This is a genomic window from Pseudomonas sp. GW821-FHT01E05 (genome assembly GCF_059422425.1).
The window spans coordinates 362480-381591 of the sequence record NZ_JBWKWW010000002.1 but is presented as its reverse complement, the minus strand read 5'-3'; the positions used below and the strand labels follow the sequence as shown (position 1 = coordinate 381591).

The following is a 19112-nucleotide window of genomic DNA, read 5'->3' as shown; positions in this document are numbered from 1 at the left end:
ACGAGTCCGTAACTCACGGATAGTCAAAGGGAATTGGTAGTGCGAGGACTCTTCAACAAAAAAGCCGACACGCTTTTGGGGATCGATATCGGTTCCACCTCGGTCAAGCTCCTGGAGCTAAGCCGCTCGGGCAATCGCTACCGGGTGGAGGCGTATGCGGTAGAACCACTGCCGGCAAACGCCGTGGTCGAGAAGAACATCGCCGAGCTGGACGGGGTGGGGCAGGCCCTGTCGCGCTTGCTGCTCAAGGCCAGGACCGGCGTCAGGAGCGTGGCCGTGGCGGTGGCCGGGTCTGCGGTGATCACCAAGTCTATCGAGATGGACGCCGGGCTTTCTGATGACGATATGGAAGGCCAGCTGAACGTCGAAGCCGATCAGTACATTCCCTATCCGCTCGAAGACGTCGCCATCGATTTTGAGGTTCAGGGCTACTCGGCGAGCAATTCCGGGCGCGTCGAAGTGTTGCTGGCGGCCTGCCGAAAGGAAAATGTCGAGATCCGCGAGGCGGCTCTGGCCCTGGCCGGGTTGACCGCTCGAGTGGTCGATGTCGAGGCGTATGCCCTGGAACGTTCGTTTGGCTTGCTTGTGGCGCAATTGGCCTGCCCCCAGGACCGTTTGACGGTGGCGGTGGTCGACATCGGTGCAACCATGACCACCCTGAACGTTCTGCATAACGGGCGGACCATCTACACCCGCGAGCAGCTATTCGGCGGGCGCCAACTGACTGAGGAAATCCAGCGCCGCTACGGCTTGTCGATGGAAGAGGCGGGGTTGGCAAAAAAACAGGGAGGTTTACCGGATGATTACGTCAGTGAGGTTCTGCAGCCGTTCAAAGATGCACTGGTGCAGCAGGTCTCGCGCTCTCTGCAATTTTTCTTTGCCTCGGGTCAGTACAGCGCGGTCGACTTCATCCTGTTGGCGGGCGGTACGGCCTCCATCACAGGGCTGGATCGACTGATCGAGCAGCGCCTCGGCACGCCGACCCGGGTAGCCAATCCTTTCGCCGATATGGCGCTGAGCGGCAAGGTCAACGCTGGCGCGTTGGCCAGTGATGCGCCGGCCCTGATGATTGCCTGCGGTCTGGCCCTCAGGAGTTTCGACGGATGGCCCTGATCAACCTTTTGCCCTGGCGCGAAGAGCTGCGAGAAGTACGTCGCAAACGATTTCTGATGGCCTTGGCGGGTGTGCTGGTGGCGACGGCGGGTGCGGTGCTTATCGCTGACCAATACATTATTGGCAAGATCGATCGGCAAATGGCTCGTAATGACCATGCCAGTCAGCACATTGCGCTGCTCGATGAGCGGATCAAGCAGATTGTTGGCGTGAAAGCCCGTCGCCAGCAACTCGTGGAGCGGATGAGGATCATCCAGGATTTACAGGGCAACCGGCCGGTCAGCGGTCGAATTTTCGATCAGTTGGCCCGCACCCTGCCGGACGGCGTGTATTTCACTGAAGTGAAAATGACTGGCAAGACCCTTTCCATTACGGGTGCTGCCGCGTCGAACAACCGTGTCTCGGACTTGATGCGCAATCTCGACGCGTCCGACTGGTTCGATGCGCCGAGTCTGATTGAGGTCAAGGCAAATACCGTGGGTGCTATAGATCAGGTCAGCGTCTTTCAGTTGACCGTTCGTCAGACCCGGCCCGCCGTCGAGGAGCAAGCCTCGACATGACTCCGTCCGAATGGTTCGAGGGGCTGCGCAAGATTGACCTGAACGATCTGGACATGAACAACATGGGGGCATGGCCGGCGGTGGTCAAAGCCACGGTCGGCGCCTTGCTCATGGTTCTGGTACTGGCGCTGGGCTACAACTTCTACCTCAAGAATCTTCAGGATCGGTACGACCAGCAGCGTGCGGATGAAGTCACCTTGAAGGAGCAGTACGCGAGCAAGGCCCGTCTGGCGGCGAATCTGGAGCCTTACACCGAGCAGATGAGGGATATGGAAAACTCCTTCGGCGTGCTGCTGCGTCAGCTCCCCAGTGATACCGAGGTGCCCGGTTTGCTGGAGGACATCACTCGCACGGGGTTGGGCAGTGGGCTGGAGTTCGAGGAAATCAAGCTGCTGCCGGAGGTGGCTCAGCAGTTCTACATCGAGTTACCGATCCAGATCACCGTCACCGGTGCTTACCATGACCTGGCGACCTTCGTCAGCGGCGTGGCCGGTTTGCCGCGAATTGTCACCCTGCATGATTTCGAGATCAAACCGGTCACGCCGGATATTGGCTCGAAACTGCGCATGAGCATCCTGGCCAGGACCTACCGCTACAACGACAAGGGCCTGCCGAAATGAAAGCGGCCCACTGGATCTCAATGCTTGTAGCGCTGACGGGGTTGTCTGGCTGTAGCGACGATAACGACTTCAGTGATCTGGACGCCTACATGAGCGAGGTGCGTCTGCGGCTTCCCGGCAAGATTGAACCAGCGCCGACGTTCAGGTCTTACCAGGCATTCACGTATAACGCCACGTCCTTGCGCAGCCCGTTTTTACCGGCGGGCAGGGTGGATCCGGCGGGGCGACAGAATGGATCGCGCAATGTACAGCCGGACCTGGATCGGATGAGGCAGTTTCTCGAAGGTTTCAATATCGAGCAGTTTGAAATGGTCGGCACCATCTCCAGCGCCTCTGGTTCTTTCGCCTTGCTGCGTGGTGCTGGCGGCGTACATCGATTGACAGTCGGCGACTACCTGGGACGCAACGATGGCCGGATCGTGGCCATCAGCGACTCGCAAGTCGATGTGGTCGAAATCGTTCCCGATGGTGAGGGTTTCTGGCTGGAGCAACCTCGGACCATCCCTTTGAAAGATCGCTCATAGTGGAACCCCAATAATGAACAGGACTATTTCGTCCCTCGGTATTGCGCTATGGATAGCGCTGATGTCGCCGATGGTACAAGCGGCCAACCTCAACGCGCTGGATGTTACCGCGCTGCCGGGGGACCGCGTTGAGTTGAAGCTGACATTCGATGGGCCGCCCCCCGCTCCCCACGGCTTTACCACCGGGCAGCCTGCGCGGATTGCCCTCGACTTACCGGGAGTGTCCACTCGACTGGCGAGCAAGAATCGCGAATTGGGCACCGGCAATGCGCGCAGCGTGACGGTGGTCGAGACCAGGGATCGCACTCGTCTGATCGTCAATCTGACGGCACTGGCTCCCTATAGTGCTCGCGTCGAGGGTAACAATTTGTTCGTCGTGGTCGGTCAGGGCGTGGTGGTTTCACACAAGCCCCTGTCTAGAGCTCCGCGAGTGGGTAAAGCCATCAGAGGTGTGGATTTTCAGCGTGGAGAGCTTGGTGAGGGCAACGTGGTCATCGAGTTGTCGGATCCGGGCGTCAGCCCGGATATCCAGGAACAAGATGGCAAAATCACCCTGAATTTCGCCAAGACCCAATTGCCCGAGCCGCTGCGGGTCCGGCTGGACGTCAAGGATTTCGCCACGCCCGTGCAGTTCGTCAGCGCCAGTGTGCGCTCCGGTGAAGCCAGCATCACCATCGAACCCAGCGGTGCCTTCGACTATTCGACTTATCAGACCGACAACAAGCTGACGGTCAGTGTTCGGCCAATGACCACTCACGACTTGCAGCAGCGTAATGCCGATCGCCTCGTCTACAGCGGCGAGAAGCTGTCGCTGAACTTTCAGGACATCGAGGTGCGTTCAGTGCTGCAACTGATCGCCGATTTCACCAATCTCAATCTGGTTGCCAGTGACACGGTGCAAGGCGGCATCACGTTGCGCTTGCTGAACGTGCCATGGGACCAGGCGCTGGATCTGATACTGAAAACCAAGGGGCTCGACAAGCGCAAGGTCGGCAACGTCCTGCTGGTCGCCCCGGCGGACGAAATCGCCGCCCGCGAACGTCAGGAGTTGGAGTCACGAAAGCAGATCTCCGAACTGGCACCGCTGCGTCGTGAGCTGTTGCAGGTCAATTACGCCAAGGCTGCTGACATCGCGAAACTGTTCCAGTCGGTGACCGGCACCGAGGCGAAAATCGGCGAACGTGGTTCTATCGCGGTGGATGAACGAACCAATAACATCATTGCTTACCAGACTCAGGACCGTCTCGATGAGTTGCGTCGTATCGTCGCCCAACTGGATATTCCAGTGCGTCAGGTGATGATCGAGGCGCGAATCGTCGAAGCCAATGTCGATTACGACAAAAGCCTCGGCGTGCGCTGGGGTGGTTCGATCCAGAACAAGGGTAACTGGAACACCTCTGGCGTCAGCAACGGGGCCACTCCCTCGTCCACCATTGGCACACCGGGCAGCACCAGTACCCATTCTCCGTTCGTCGATATGGGTACGGTCGGCAATACTTCGGGTCTGGGCATCGCGTTCATTACCGATAACGTGCTGCTGGATCTGGAACTGAAGGCCATGGAGAAAACCGGCAACGGGGAAATTGTCTCTCAGCCCAAAGTGGTCACTTCCGACAAGGAGACCGCGAAGATCCTCAAGGGCACGGAAATCCCGTATCAGGAGTCCAGTTCCAGCGGCGCGACTTCGGTCTCCTTCAAGGAGGCGTCGTTGTCGCTGGAGGTGACGCCGCAGATCACTCCGGACAATCGCATTATCATGGAGGTCAAGGTCACCAAGGATGAGCCGGACTATCTGAACAAACTCAACGATGTCCCGCCGATCAAGAAGAATGAAGTCAACGCCAAGGTGCGGGTCAACGACGGCGAGACCATCGTAATTGGTGGGGTTTTTTCAAATTCTCAAAGCAAGGTTGTAGATAAAGTGCCATTTCTCGGAGATGTGCCGTATCTTGGCCGCCTTTTCCGAAGGGATGTGGTGTCGGAAAAAAAATCCGAGCTGCTGGTATTCCTGACTCCGCGTATCATGAATAACCAGGCGATTGCTGTGAGTCGTTGATTCTGTGCGAAATTTGATTCTTGTTGGGCCAATGGGGGCTGGAAAAAGCACCATTGGTCGCTTGCTGGCCAAAGAGCTGCGCCTGCCGTTCAAAGATTCCGATAAGGAAATTGAATTGCGCACGGGCGCCAATATCCCGTGGATCTTCGATAAAGAAGGAGAGCCAGGCTTTCGTGACCGCGAAGAGGCGATGATTGCCGAGCTCTGCGCCTTTGATGGCGTGGTGCTGGCGACCGGCGGCGGCGCAGTGATGCGCGATGCCAATCGTCGGGCGCTGCATGCCGGCGGCCGCGTGGTTTATCTGCATGCCTCCGTGGAGCAGCAGGTCGGCCGCACCGCCCGGGATCGTAACCGCCCGCTGTTGCGTACTGCCGATCCGGCCAAGACCCTTAGAGATCTGCTGGCGATTCGCGACCCGCTTTATCGGGAAATCGCGGATCTGGTGGTGGAAACTGATGAGCGGCCGCCGCGAATGGTGGTGCTGGACATTCTTGATCGCTTGCAGCAGCTTCCTCCCCGTTAATGCACAAGGCGAAATGCGCTATCCTCGACGTCCGGTCATGGGCGCTTTAGCTCGTGGCTTCTGGCTATCGGATGACGTCAGAAAACCAGGCGTTACTGGCCGTTGATGCAGGGCAGGGCGCCAGCTTCCATTTTCACTGTGGGGACACATGCAGACACTTAAGGTCGATTTAGGCGAGCGTAGCTACCCGATTCATATTGGCGAAGGTTTGTTGGACCAGCCTGAGCTGCTGGCACCGCATATCGCCGGGCGGCAGGTGGCAATCATCTCAAACGAGACCGTCGCGCCGCTTTATCTCGAGCGTCTGACCCGCAGTCTCGCGCAATACTCGGTTATTTCCGTGGTGCTGCCCGACGGCGAAGCCTTCAAGAACTGGGAAACCCTACAGACTATTTTCGACGGCTTGCTCACTGCGCGGCATGACCGGCGCACCACTGTGATCGCCCTCGGTGGCGGCGTTGTTGGTGACATGGCCGGTTTTGCTGCTGCCTGCTATCAACGGGGTGTCGATTTCATCCAGGTGCCGACCACGTTGCTGTCGCAAGTCGACTCGTCAGTGGGGGGTAAAACCGGGATCAACCATCCGCTGGGCAAGAACATGGTCGGCGCCTTCTATCAGCCCAATGTGGTGCTGATTGACACCTCGACGCTCAATACGCTGCCTCCTCGCGAGCTGTCTGCAGGCCTGGCGGAAGTCATCAAATACGGATTGATCTGCGACGAGCCGTTCCTTGCCTGGCTCGAAGAAAACGTCGATCGACTGCGTGCCCTGGATCAAGCGGCCCTGACCGTTGCCATCGAACGCTCCTGCGCGGCCAAGGCTGCGGTGGTTGGAGCCGACGAACGTGAGTCCGGCGTGCGTGCCACGCTTAACCTGGGGCATACCTTCGGTCACGCCATCGAGACCCATATGGGCTATGGTGTCTGGTTGCATGGTGAGGCGGTTGCCGCCGGAACCGTGATGGCCCTTGAAATGTCCACGCGACTGGGCTGGATCACCGCGCAAGAGCGTGACCGCGGGATTCGCCTGTTCCAGCGCGCCGGGTTACCGGTCATTCCTCCAGCGGATATGACCGAAGCAGATTTTCTCGAACATATGGCAATTGACAAGAAAGTGATCGACGGTCGTTTGCGTCTGGTGCTGTTGCGCCGAATGGGCGAAGCCGTAGTGACCGACGATTATCCGAAAGAGGTTTTACAGGCCACGCTGGGAGCGGATTACCGCGCTCTGGCTCAGCTTAAAGGTTAATAAGATCCCGATGACTAGTTTGCATGCCGACGAGGCTTTCCTCGGCCATTACCAGTTGAGTCATGACCCTTTTGCTCCACGGGTGCCTGGCTTCAAATTCTTTCCTGCCCAGCGCAAACCGGTGTTGGGGCAATTGCACCACCTGGCTCGTTACAGCCAGCTGCTGCTGGTCGTGACCGGGCCGCAAGGCAGCGGTAAGACCTTACTGCGGCAGGCGCTGGTAGCCAGTACCAACAAGCAGTCGGTGCAAAGCGTGGTGGTTTCTGCCCGTGGCGCCGGCGATGCAGCAGGTGTACTGCGGCAGGTGGCTCAGGCGCTGAACGTTGCCCAGGCTGAAATCGGCTCGATTCTGGCGCAGGTGGTGCAACTCGCGCTGACCGGCCAGGAAGTCTATTTGCTGGTGGATGATGCCGAGCAACTCGACGAGTCCGCGCTCGAGGCGCTGCTTGCGCTGGCCGCGGGTGCTCCCGAAGGTCGCCCGCATGTGTTCCTGTTCGGCGAGTCTTCGCTGATCGCAGCTCTGGAGCAGTTGAGCACCGAGGAAGAGCGCTTCCACGTCATCGAGTTGCAACCCTACGCCGAAGAAGAAACCCGCGAATATCTGGCTCAGCGTCTGGAAGGGGCCGGTCGGGGAATCGAACTTTTCTCCGCGGATCAGATCTCTGATATTCATGAAAGCTCCGATGGCTGGCCTGGCACCATCAACCAGGTCGCTCGCGATGCAATGATCGAAGCCATGATTGCCAGCCGCTCTGCGGTCAAGCGTCCAAGTATGGGGTTCAATATGCCGAAGAAACACGTATTGGCGATATCTGCCGTCGTCGTGGTGGCGGTAGCAGCAGCCTGGTTGATGCCGGGCCGTAACAAGGCACCGGCTACCGCTGTTCCAGCCACTGAACAGGCTCAACTGCCATTGGGGCAGGCGACGCCAAAACCGAACAGCAGCGGCAGCCCGGCTGTCGAGTTCGCAGGGTCTTCGCAGCCGATGCCTCTGCCGCTGGTTGGGCAGGCGCAACCGGTCATGCGTGGTCCTTTGGCTGAAGCCGCTGGCGGCATCACCGAAGGCAACGACGGCGTACCGGTCAAAGGTTCGAGCGCAACGCCACCTACCGTGACCACAACAGCGCCTCCGGCAGGCGTATCGGCCGGCCCGGCGCCAACCCCGGCTGCACGTCCAGCTCCAACTCCAGCTCCAGCACCGACTCAGGTGGCTGTCGCCAAGCCCGCTCCAGTCGCCAAGCCTGCACCGGCTCCGGTGGTCAAGCCCGCGCCGGTCATCAAGCCTGTTGAGAAACCTGTCGAGAAACCGGTTGCCGTGGCTAAAGCGGCTACTGGCGGTAGTTGGTACGCCGGCCAGGCACCAGGCAACTTCGTGGTGCAGATCCTCGGCACCAGCTCCGAAGCCACTGCGCAAAACTTCGTCAAAGAGCAGGGCGGCGAGTACCGCTATTTCAAGAAAACCCTGCAAGGCAAACCGCTTTACGTGATCACCTACGGTAACTTCGCTAACCGCGATGCAGCCGTTGCCGCCATCAAGGTCTTGCCAGCGAAGGTTCAGGCTGGTAAACCTTGGCCTCGCACTGTCGCCAGCGTCCAACAGGAACTGGCAACAACCCGCTGAAGATTCGGCGGCCTTACCCAGGCCGCCTCTCCCGGCACCTCAAAATTTCCGCAGGCGCATGCTGCCCTCCAGGCCGCGTGCCTTGTGGTGTCTGCGTCATAGTAGTCTTTGAGTCGTTGCGGTCAGCATTAAAAATGTTTTGACTAGCACAGCATATCGCTTTAAACCTTTCACATATGCGACATAGATTTGCGACATTTCGTCGTCGAATTTGTGAGCCCCTGTGTCGGTGTGTACAATGACCTCCCTTTTGCCCCCGCAAAGCTGGCGTACGTTCGGCGTGGATGGTAAGCGGTTGAATTGAAAAGAAATTTGCCTCGATAAGAGGCAGCCTGGTGAGAAAGTGTCTATGAAAGCAGGTCTGTACCAACCAGATGAATTCAAGGATAACTGTGGTTTCGGCCTGATAGCCCATATGCAGGGCGAACCCAGTCATACCCTGTTGCAAACGGCCATTGAGGCCCTGACCTGCATGACCCACCGCGGTGGGATCAACGCGGACGGCAAGACCGGTGACGGTTGCGGTCTGCTGATGCAAAAACCCGACGTGTTCCTGCGCGCCATCGCCCAGGAAACGTTCGGTATTGAAATGCCCAAGCAATACGCCGTGGGCATGGTGTTCTTCAATCAGGACCCGGTAAAAGCGCAAGCCGCTCGCGAGAACATGAACCGCGAGATCCTGGCCGCCGGCCTGCAGCTCGTCGGCTGGCGTAAAGTGCCAATCGACACCAGCGTCCTCGGCCGTCTGGCTCTGGAGCGCTTGCCGCAAATCGAGCAAGTGTTCGTAGGTGGTGAAGGCCTGAGCGATCAAGAGTTCGCCATCAAGCTGTTCAGCTCCCGTCGTCGTTCGTCGGTGAGCAACGCGGCGGATACCGACCACTACGTCTGCAGCTTTTCCCACAAGACGATTATCTACAAAGGCCTGATGATGCCGGCGGATCTGACCGCCTTCTATCCGGACCTCAGTGATCAGCGCCTGCAAACCGCGATCTGCGTGTTCCACCAGCGCTTCTCCACCAACACCCTGCCGAAATGGCCGCTGGCTCAACCGTTCCGCTTCCTGGCGCACAACGGCGAGATCAACACCATCACCGGTAACCGCAACTGGGCACAGGCCCGTCGCACCAAGTTCGCCAACGATCTGATTCCTGATCTGGAAGAGCTCGGCCCGCTGGTCAACCGTGTCGGTTCCGACTCCTCGAGCATGGACAACATGCTCGAGCTGATGGTCACCGGCGGCATCGACCTGTTCCGTGGTGTGCGGATGATCATTCCGCCTGCGTGGCAGAACGTCGAGACCATGGACGCCGATCTGCGCGCGTTCTACGAATACAACTCCATGCACATGGAACCGTGGGACGGCCCGGCCGGCGTGGTCATGACCGATGGCCGCTATGCGGTCTGCCTGCTCGACCGTAATGGCCTGCGCCCGGCGCGCTGGGTTACCACGAAAAACGGCTTCATTACCCTGGCCTCGGAAATCGGTGTCTGGAACTACCAGCCTGAAGACGTGATCGCCAAGGGCCGTGTGGGTCCTGGGCAAATCTTCGCGGTGGATACCGAGACCGGCCAGATCCTCGATACCGACGCCATCGACAACCGCCTGAAGTCGCGTCATCCGTACAAGCAATGGCTACGCAAGAATGCCCTGCGCATCCAGGCGACCATGGAAGACGACGACCACGGTTCGGCGTTCTACGACGTCGACCAGCTCAAGCAGTACATGAAGATGTACCAGGTCACCTTCGAAGAGCGTGACCAGGTGCTGCGTCCGCTGGGTGAGCAAGGCTATGAAGCGGTCGGCTCCATGGGCGATGACACGCCGATGGCAGTGCTGTCCCAGCGTGTGCGCACGCCGTACGACTATTTCCGTCAGCAGTTCGCGCAGGTCACCAACCCGCCGATCGACCCGCTGCGCGAAGCCATCGTCATGTCGCTGGAGATCTGCCTCGGTGCCGAGCGCAACATCTTCCAGGAGTCGCCGGAGCATGCCTCGCGTGTGATTCTCAGCTCGCCGGTCATTTCCCCGGCCAAATGGCGTTCGTTGATGAATCTCGATCGCCCGGGCTTCGAGCGTCAGATCATCGATCTCAACTACGACGAGAGCGTCGGCCTTGAAGCTGCGGTGCGCAATATCGCCGACCAGGCTGAAGAAGCTGTGCGCTCCGGTCGCACCCAGGTCGTTCTGAGTGACCGCCACATCGCGCCGGGCAAACTGCCGGTGCACGCTTCGTTGGCCACCGGCGCGGTACACCACCGTCTGACCGAAAAAGGCCTGCGTTGCGACAGTAACATTCTGGTCGAGACCGGCACCGCGCGTGATCCGCACCATTTCGCGGTGCTGATCGGCTTCGGCGCATCGGCGGTCTATCCGTTCCTGGCCTACGAAGTGCTGGGCGACCTGATCCGTACCGGTGAAGTGCTGGGCGACCTCTATGAGGTGTTCAAGAACTACCGCAAAGGCATCACCAAAGGCCTGCTCAAGATCCTCTCGAAGATGGGCATCTCGACCATCACTTCGTACCGTGGTGCGCAGCTGTTCGAAGCTATCGGTCTGTCCGAAGAGGTCTGCGAGCTGAGTTTCCGTGGCGTACCGAGCCGCATCAAGGGTGCGCGCTTCGTTGACATTGAAGCCGAGCAGAAAGCCCTGGCCGCCGAAGCCTGGAGCCCGCGCAAGCCAATCCAGCAAGGTGGTCTGCTGAAGTTCGTCCACGGTGGCGAATACCACGCCTACAACCCGGATGTGGTCAGTACCTTGCAGGCCGCCGTGCAGCAGGGCGACTACAGCAAGTTCAAGGAATACACCGCGCTGGTGGACAACCGTCCGATCTCGATGATCCGCGACATGTTCCAGGTGAAAACCCTTGAACAGCCGCTGGATATCAGCGAAATCGAACCGCTGGAATCGGTTCTCAAACGTTTCGACTCCGCCGGGATCTCCCTTGGCGCATTGTCGCCGGAAGCTCACGAAGCCCTGGCCGAAGCCATGAACCGCCTGGGTGCGCGTTCCAACTCCGGTGAAGGCGGCGAAGACCCGGCGCGTTACGGCACCATCAAAAGCTCGAAAATCAAGCAAGTGGCCACTGGCCGTTTCGGGGTGACCCCGGAATACCTGGTCAACGCCGAAGTGCTGCAGATCAAGGTCGCTCAGGGCGCCAAGCCCGGTGAAGGCGGTCAACTGCCCGGCGGCAAGGTCAACGGTCTGATTGCCAAGCTGCGTTATGCAGTGCCTGGCGTCACCCTGATCTCGCCACCGCCGCACCACGACATCTATTCCATCGAAGATTTGTCGCAGTTGATTTTCGACTTGAAACAAGTCAACCCGAAGGCGCTGGTTTCGGTGAAGCTGGTAGCAGAAGCGGGCGTTGGCACCATCGCGGCCGGTGTGGCCAAGGCCTACGCGGACTTGATCACCATCTCCGGCTATGACGGTGGTACCGGTGCTTCGCCGCTGACCTCGATCAAATACGCCGGTGCTCCGTGGGAACTCGGCCTGGCCGAGACCCACCAGACCCTGCGCGGCAACGACCTGCGTGGCAAGGTTCGGGTACAGACCGACGGCGGCCTGAAAACCGGCCTCGACGTGATCAAGGCCGCGATTCTCGGTGCTGAAAGCTTCGGTTTCGGCACCGCGCCAATGATCGCGCTGGGTTGCAAATACCTGCGTATCTGCCATTTGAACAACTGCGCCACCGGCGTTGCGACTCAGAACGAAAAACTGCGCAAGGATCACTACATCGGTACTGTCGACATGGTGGTGAACTTCTTCACCTACGTCGCCGAAGAAACCCGTGAGTGGCTGGCCAGGCTGGGCGTGCGCTCCCTCCAGGAGCTGATCGGGCGTACCGATCTGCTGGAAATCCTCGAGGGTCAAACCGCCAAGCAGAACCATCTGGACCTGACCCCGTTGCTGGGCAGCGATCACATCCCGGCGGACAAGCCGCAGTTCTGCCAGGTTGAGCGCAACCCACCATTCGACAAAGGTCTGCTGGCCGAGCAAATGGTCGAGATGGCCACTTCGTCGATCAACGACCTGAGTGGCGCTGATTTCTCCCTGGATATCTGCAACTGCGACCGTTCCATCGGCGCGCGGATCTCGGGTGAAATCGCCCGTGCTCATGGCAACCAGGGCATGGCCAAAGCACCGATCACCTTCCGCTTCAAAGGCACTGCCGGTCAGAGCTTCGGGGTATGGAACGCCGGTGGTCTGAACATGTATCTGGAAGGCGACGCCAACGACTACGTCGGCAAAGGCATGACTGGCGGCAAACTGGTCATCGTTCCGCCGGTCGGCAGCGCCTACAAGACTCAGGACAGCGCCATTATCGGCAACACCTGCCTGTACGGCGCCACTGGCGGCAAGCTGTTCGCCGCCGGTACTGCGGGCGAGCGTTTCGCGGTGCGTAACTCCGGTGCTCACACCGTGGTGGAAGGCACTGGCGATCACTGCTGCGAGTACATGACCGGCGGTTTCGTCTGCGTATTGGGCAAGACCGGCTACAACTTCGGCTCGGGCATGACCGGCGGTTTCGCCTACGTGCTGGACCAGGACAACACCTTCGTTGACCGGGTCAACCACGAACTGGTGGAAATCCAGCGGATCAGCGGCGAAGCGATGGAAGCCTATCGCAGCCACCTGCAACGCGTGCTGAACGAATACGTCGAGGAAACCAACAGCGAGTGGGGTCGTAACCTCGCCGAAAACCTCGATGACTATCTGCGTCGGTTCTGGTTGGTCAAGCCTAAGGCTGCCAGCTTGAAATCGTTGCTTTCCAGCACCCGTGCCAACCCGCAGTGATATGCGCCTGAAGAGTTTGATGAGGTTTTAACATGGCTGAACGTCTGAATAATGACTTCCAGTTCATCGAGGTCGGGCGCAAGGATCCGAAGAAGAAACTGTTGCGTCAACGCAAGAAAGAGTTCGTGGAGATCTACGAACCCTTCAAACCCCAGCAGTCGGCCGATCAGGCCCACCGTTGCCTGGGTTGTGGTAACCCGTATTGCGAATGGAAGTGCCCGGTGCACAACTTCATTCCCAACTGGCTCAAATTGGTGGCCGAGGGCAACATCCTCGCCGCCGCCGAGCTCTCCCACCAGACCAACACCCTGCCGGAAGTCTGTGGCCGGGTGTGCCCGCAGGATCGTCTGTGCGAGGGTGCTTGCACCCTCAATGACGGCTTCGGCGCGGTGACCATCGGTTCGGTGGAGAAGTACATAACCGACACCGCGTTCGCCATGGGCTGGCGTCCGGACATGTCCAAGGTCAAACCGACCGGCAAACGTGTTGCGGTGATTGGCGCCGGGCCTGCGGGTCTGGGGTGCGCCGACGTGCTGGTACGCGGCGGTGTGACTCCGGTGGTGTTCGACAAGAACCCGGAAATCGGTGGCTTGCTGACCTTCGGTATCCCCGAGTTCAAGCTGGAAAAGACCGTGCTGAGCAATCGTCGCGAAGTCTTCACCGGCATGGGCATCGAGTTCCGCCTCAATACCGAAATCGGCAAAGACGTTTCCATCGAGCATCTGCTTGAAGAATACGATGCTGTGTTCATGGGCATGGGCACCTACACCTACATGAAGGGTGGCTTCGCCGGGGAAGACCTGCCGGGTGTGCACGACGCGCTGGATTTCCTGATCGCCAACGTCAACCGCAACCTGGGCTTTGAAAAGTCGCCGGAAGACTTCGTCGACATGAAAGGCAAAAAGGTCGTGGTACTCGGTGGCGGCGATACGGCGATGGACTGCAACCGCACCTCGATCCGCCAAGGCTCCAAATCGGTGACCTGCGCTTATCGTCGTGACGAAGCGAACATGCCGGGCTCGCGCAAAGAGGTGAAGAACGCCAAGGAAGAAGGCGTGAAATTCCTCTACAACCGTCAGCCAATCGCGATTGTCGGTGAAGACCGGGTCGAAGGAGTGAAGGTGGTCGAGACCCGTCTCGGCGCACCGGATGCCCGTGGCCGCCGCAGCCCGGAGCCGATTCCGGGTTCCGAAGAGATCATCCCGGCTGATGCCGTGGTCATCGCGTTCGGTTTCCGTCCAAGCCCTGCGTCGTGGTTCGAACAGTTCAGCATCCAGACCGACAGCCAGGGCCGCGTCGTGGCCCCGGAACAAGGCCAATACAAGCACCAGACCAGCAACCCGAAAATCTTCGCCGGTGGCGATATGGTTCGCGGTTCTGACCTGGTGGTGACGGCGATCTTCGAAGGCCGTAATGCCGCCGAAGGGATCCTGGACTACCTGGGCGTCTGATCCACTCCGATCGTTCCCACGCTCCGCGTGGGAATGCTGCCCGGGACGCTCCGCGTCCCTGACGGCGTGACGCAGAGCGTCACAAGAGGCGTTACCACGCAGAGCGTGGGAACGATCATCAGCTGTTGAAACCTGCGATAAATTGACCCGATAGACAAAAGGCGCGGCTCTTGCCGTGCCTTTTGCGTCGAGCTCTGAGAAAATGTCCGCACTTTTTTTCCGGATGCCGACATGACTGCCCTGAAGAACGACCGTTTCCTTCGTGCCCTGCTCAAGCAACCCGTAGACGTCACCCCTGTGTGGATGATGCGTCAGGCCGGTCGCTATCTGCCTGAATACCGTGCCAGCCGTGCCAAGGCCGGTGACTTCATGAGCCTGTGCATGAGTCCGGAGTTCGCCTGCGAAGTCACCCTGCAGCCGCTCGACCGTTATCCACAGCTGGATGCGGCGATCCTCTTCTCCGACATTCTGACCATCCCCGATGCCATGGGCCAAGGCCTGTACTTCGAAGCCGGCGAAGGCCCGCGCTTCAAGAAGGTCGTCAGCACCCTGGCCGACGTTGAAGCCCTGCCGATCCCTGATCCGCACAAAGACCTCGGCTACGTCATGGACGCGGTCAGCACCATCCGCCGCGAACTGAACGGCCGCGTGCCGCTGATCGGCTTCTCCGGCAGTCCATGGACACTGGCCACCTACATGGTCGAAGGCGGCTCCTCGAAAGACTTCCGCAAGACCAAGGCCATGCTCTACGACAACCCGCAAGCCATGCACTTGCTGCTGGACAAGCTGGCGCAGTCGGTGACCTCCTACCTCAACGGTCAGATCATGGCCGGCGCCCAGGCTGTACAAATCTTCGACACCTGGGGCGGCAACCTCTCGGCGGCGGCGTACCAGGAATTTTCCCTGGCCTACATGCGCAAAATCGTCAGCGGTCTGATCCGCGAACACGAGGGCCGCAAAGTACCGGTGATCCTCTTCACCAAAAACGGCGGTCTGTGGCTGGAAAGCATCGCCGACGCCGGTGCCGACGCTCTCGGCCTGGACTGGACCTGCGACATCGGCGAAGCCCGCCAGCGCGTCGGCAGCAAAGTCGCTCTGCAAGGCAACATGGACCCGACCGTGCTCTACGCCAAACCTGAAGCCATCCGCGCCGAAGTCGGTCGCATCCTTGCCAGCTACGGCAAAGGTACCGGCCACGTGTTCAACCTCGGCCACGGCATCACCCCGGAAGTCGACCCGGAACACGCTGGCGCGTTCCTGCGCGCCGTGCATGAGCTGTCGGCGCAGTATCACGAATAACCAAACATCGAAAACAAAAACGCCCGGCTTATGCCGGGCGTTTTTGTATCGCAAAGATCTTTAGCGGTTCAGGCTTTCACATTCCCGGCCAACACCGGCAACTTCGCCAGCTTCAGCGCCACCAGCAGCGCAATGACCAGTAAACCGGTGATAAACAAACCGATGCCGTTCCACCCAGCGTAGTGCCAGAACATTCCGCCTGCGGTTCCCGCGATGCTTGAGCCGGCGTAGTAGCTGAACAGGTACAGCGACGATGCCTGGCCCTTGGCTTTGGTGGCGCGGCGGCCGATCCAGCTGCTGGCCACCGAGTGCGCGCCGAAGAAGCCGAAGGTGAACAGCAGCATGCCGATCAGCACTGCTGCCAGTGGGCTCAGCATCGTCAGAGCAACCCCCACCAGCATCAGCACAATGGTGCCCCAGAGCATTTTGCGACGACCGAATTTGTCGGCCAGTGCGCCGACTTTGGCTGAGCTGTAGATTCCCGACAGGTACACCACCGAGAGCAGACCGACGAATGCCTGGTTCATGTGATACGGCTCGGCCAGCAAGCGATAGCCGATGTAGTTGAACAGCGTCACGAAGGCGCCCATCACCAGGAACCCTTCGAGGAACAGCCACGGCAAACCGGCATCACGAAAGTGCATGGTGAAGCCGTCGAGCAGGCTGCGTGGGTGCATCGAGCGGGCGTGGAAGTTGCGCGACTCTGGCAGTATCTTCAAGAACACTGCCGCGGCAATGAGCGCCAGACCGCCGATTACCAGCATCGCGGTGTGCCAACTGACGAAATCGATCAACACGCCGGTGATCAAGCGTCCGCACATCCCGCCAATCGCGTTGCCACCAATGTACAACCCCATCGCCAGACCAATATGTTGCGGGTGGATTTCTTCACTCAGGTACGTCATGGCTACTGCGGCCAGCCCGCTCAGCGACAACCCGGTCAGCGCGCGCATTACCAGCACGCCTTGCCAGCTTGGCATCATTGCGCTGGCGATTGTGCACAGTGCGGCGGCGAACAGGGCCGCGACCATCACCGGTTTACGGCCGATTCGGTCGGAAATCGGGCCCGTGATCAACAGACCGATGGCAAGCATCCCGGTGGCGACCGAGAGGATCAAACTGCTCTGCGCCGCGTTGATGGAAAACTCGTGGGACAGCAGCGGCATCATCGGCTGTACGCAGTAGAGCAGGGCGAAGGTGGCGAAGCCGCCGGAAAACAGCGCCAGCACCGTGCGCATGAACATCGGCGTGCCTTTTTCGATGTAGATGTCGCTCCGTTCAGCGACCCCATCGTGTGGCGCAGAAGTTGGCATTTCGTGGGCTAGGGGGGCGACAGCAGTTTTCACGGGGTACCTCGGAGGGGCGCAGCCGGTCAGGCAATGAAAAAAGCATATAGCTGGCTAATGATTCTTTCCAATATATTGTTCGACCTGTTTGATAGGTTGTACGACCTAATGGAGTTTTCATGGAACTGCGTCATCTGCGCTACTTCATCGCCGTTGCCGAAGAACTGCATTTCGGCCGCGCCGCACAGGTGTTGGGCATCTCCCAGCCGCCGTTGAGTCAGCAGATTCAGGCGCTGGAGCAAGAGGTCGGCGCGCGCTTGTTCGAGAGGACCAATCGTCGGGTCGAGCTCAGTGAAGCCGGGCGGCTGTTTCTGGAAGAAGCGCGGTTGGTATTGGCACAAGTCGACAAAGCCGCCGACGTGGCCAGACGTGCGCAGTTGGGAGAGCTTGGGGAACTGAAGATCGGATTTACTTCGTCGGCGCCCTTCAACTCGAACATCCCGCAGGCGATTTTCACCTTTCGCCAGCGCTTCCCGGCGGTGCATCTGAACTTGCGGGAAATGAGCAGCACCCAAGTGGCCGATGCGTTGGTGGATGAGTCGATTCAGGTCGGCATAATGCGACCGTTGCCACTGCCGGATTCACTGAGTGTGGTCGAATTGATGCGCGAGCCTTTGGTGGCGGTACTCAGTTCCAAGCACCCACTGGTGGTCGGCAGTGAGGAGGGTTTGTACCTCTCGGCGCTGGCCCCTGAGCCTTTTGTGTTTTTCCCGCGCAGCTATGGCAGCGGGCTGTATACGCAACTGCTCAGCCTGGCGCGTGATGCCGGGTTCAGCCCGCACTTCGCTCAAGAGGCCGGCGAGGCAATGACCATCATCGGTCTGGTGGCGGCGGGGCTCGGTGTGTCGGTGTTGCCAGCGTCTTATCGGCGAATGCGCATCGATGGCGTGGTCTATCGACCACTGCTCGACCCGCAAGCGATCTCGGCGGTGTGGCTGGTGCAGCGAAAGGATCAAAGCTCACCGATGGCCAAAGCGTTTGTCGAGTTGCTGACCTATAAGGCCGAGCCCGTAGGTTAAGGCGCAAGGACTCTCTAGGAAATGTCCTGCAAGTTAAAGAGATTTGCCTTGCTGGCCTTAAAAGATCGCCGCCTGCGGCAGCTCGTGCGTTGAGAGCCGTCAGCAAAAATGTTAGTTGAGGCGGTGTAGCTCAAGCGCTACACTTCGCCAAATGACGGAGATTATTCGAAGCTCAACATTCTCAGGCTGGCTGTCGAAACTGGCTGATAGCCGCGCCCGAATACGTATTCAGGTACGAATTGATCGCATGGCTGATGGCAATTTTGGTGATGCCAAACCGATTGGCGATGGGTTAAGTGAAGCTCGTATCGACTATGGTCCCGGTTATCGGGTGTATTTCATGCAACAAGGTCGACAATTAGTCATTCTTCTCTGTGGTGGTGACAAGAGCAGTCAGATCCGAGATATCAAACAAGCCAGGCTCATTGCGAAATCCTGGCAGGAGCAAAACCCATGACCGAACAATTCACTCGCTGGGACTCTGCCGAGTACCTCAAGACCGAAGAGGACATGGCCAACTATCTGGACGCGTGCATGGAGGAGGCAGGAGATGATCCGGCCTTCATAGCCAAGGCTCTTGGGACCATTGCGCGTGCGCGTGGTATGACCCAGGTTGCACGCGACGCCGGACTTTCGCGCGAAAACCTCTACCGCGCTTTGTCCGGTGAAGGAAATCCCGAGTTCGGTACGATCCTCAAAGTCGTCAAGGCGCTTGGGCTGAAGTTGCACGCCAGCACCTGAGTTCAACGCAAGAGAAAGAATGACCGCCGCGAAGGTTTGGGCAATACTGGCCGCGTTCCCGAAAGGGGCTTGTGAGACTCTGAGGATCCTGGGTAACCAGCCATCGCAGAGCCAGACAGGCATGGGGCGATGACACGCCAGCCTGTTTGTGAATGGGGCGCCGAGAGGCGCCCTTTGTCGTTGTGCGCCAGG

At 59.3% G+C, this 19112-nt stretch carries 15 protein-coding genes; 14 read left to right on the top strand and 1 reads right to left on the bottom strand.

Translation table 11 applies throughout. The features are described from left to right. Window positions 1-39: 39 nt before the first annotated feature. The 11 genes from AC07W5_RS05205 (at window position 40) to hemE (ending at window position 15814) form a co-directional block, all read left to right on the top strand. A complete protein-coding gene (locus tag AC07W5_RS05205) occupies window positions 40-1113 on the top strand; it encodes a pilus assembly protein PilM (protein ID WP_495022911.1) in 1074 nt (357 codons plus the stop codon). Beyond that, on the top strand, window positions 1104-1673 hold the full coding sequence (locus AC07W5_RS05200) for a PilN domain-containing protein (protein ID WP_494995477.1): 570 nt from the start codon (window positions 1104-1106) through the stop codon (window positions 1671-1673). Before AC07W5_RS05205 ends, AC07W5_RS05200 begins: the two co-directional genes overlap by 10 nt. After that, the gene (gene pilO / locus AC07W5_RS05195; RefSeq protein WP_494995478.1) at window positions 1670-2293 is read left to right on the top strand and encodes a type 4a pilus biogenesis protein PilO; all 624 of its coding nucleotides are present in this window, start codon (window positions 1670-1672) and stop codon (window positions 2291-2293) included. Before AC07W5_RS05200 ends, pilO begins: the two co-directional genes overlap by 4 nt. Continuing rightward, on the top strand, window positions 2290-2817 hold the full coding sequence (locus AC07W5_RS05190) for a pilus assembly protein PilP (RefSeq protein WP_495011055.1): 528 nt from the start codon (window positions 2290-2292) through the stop codon (window positions 2815-2817). Before pilO ends, AC07W5_RS05190 begins: the two co-directional genes overlap by 4 nt. A 13-nt stretch (window positions 2818-2830) precedes the next feature. After that, the gene (locus AC07W5_RS05185; protein WP_495022910.1) at window positions 2831-4873 is read left to right on the top strand and encodes a type IV pilus secretin PilQ; all 2043 of its coding nucleotides are present in this window, start codon (window positions 2831-2833) and stop codon (window positions 4871-4873) included. Window positions 4874-4877: 4 nt separating this feature from the next. After that, the gene (gene aroK, locus AC07W5_RS05180) at window positions 4878-5396 is read left to right on the top strand and encodes a shikimate kinase AroK (RefSeq protein WP_494995481.1); all 519 of its coding nucleotides are present in this window, start codon (window positions 4878-4880) and stop codon (window positions 5394-5396) included. A gap of 148 nt (window positions 5397-5544) precedes the next feature. After that, entirely contained in the window at window positions 5545-6645 is a 1101-nt protein-coding gene (gene aroB / locus AC07W5_RS05175) for a 3-dehydroquinate synthase (protein WP_494995482.1), read from the top strand. A 10-nt stretch (window positions 6646-6655) separates the two neighbouring features. Next, window positions 6656-8266, top strand: coding sequence for an AAA family ATPase (locus tag AC07W5_RS05170; protein ID WP_495011057.1), 1611 nt, complete (start codon window positions 6656-6658; stop codon window positions 8264-8266). Window positions 8267-8615: 349 nt separating this feature from the next. Further along, window positions 8616-13064: a glutamate synthase large subunit gene (gene gltB / locus AC07W5_RS05165; protein ID WP_495011058.1), complete on the top strand. Its 4449-nt coding sequence runs from the start codon at window positions 8616-8618 to the stop codon at window positions 13062-13064. 32 nt (window positions 13065-13096) lie between these two features. Continuing rightward, a complete protein-coding gene (locus AC07W5_RS05160) occupies window positions 13097-14515 on the top strand; it encodes an FAD-dependent oxidoreductase (protein WP_495011059.1) in 1419 nt (472 codons plus the stop codon). A gap of 231 nt (window positions 14516-14746) precedes the next feature. Further along, window positions 14747-15814, top strand: a complete 1068-nt coding sequence (gene hemE / locus AC07W5_RS05155; RefSeq protein WP_495022909.1) for a uroporphyrinogen decarboxylase — start codon at window positions 14747-14749, stop codon at window positions 15812-15814. A gap of 68 nt (window positions 15815-15882) precedes the next feature. On the opposite strand, the gene AC07W5_RS05150 is transcribed toward hemE, so the two are convergent. After that, window positions 15883-17127 (bottom strand): MFS transporter, encoded by a 1245-nt coding sequence (locus tag AC07W5_RS05150; protein WP_495011086.1) that lies wholly within the window; start codon window positions 17125-17127, stop codon window positions 15883-15885. Window positions 17128-17279: 152 nt separating this feature from the next. On the opposite strand from AC07W5_RS05150, the gene AC07W5_RS05145 reads away from it, so the two are divergent. From AC07W5_RS05145 to AC07W5_RS05135, 3 genes are all read left to right on the top strand, one after another. Then, entirely contained in the window at window positions 17280-18179 is a 900-nt protein-coding gene (locus AC07W5_RS05145; protein ID WP_495022908.1) for a LysR family transcriptional regulator, read from the top strand. A gap of 151 nt (window positions 18180-18330) precedes the next feature. Further along, window positions 18331-18636 (top strand): type II toxin-antitoxin system RelE/ParE family toxin, encoded by a 306-nt coding sequence (locus AC07W5_RS05140; RefSeq protein ID WP_495022907.1) that lies wholly within the window; start codon window positions 18331-18333, stop codon window positions 18634-18636. Next, window positions 18633-18920, top strand: coding sequence for an addiction module antidote protein (locus AC07W5_RS05135; RefSeq protein ID WP_092395574.1), 288 nt, complete (start codon window positions 18633-18635; stop codon window positions 18918-18920). The genes AC07W5_RS05140 and AC07W5_RS05135 overlap by 4 nt, the downstream gene beginning before the upstream one ends. Window positions 18921-19112 lie beyond the last annotated feature (192 nt).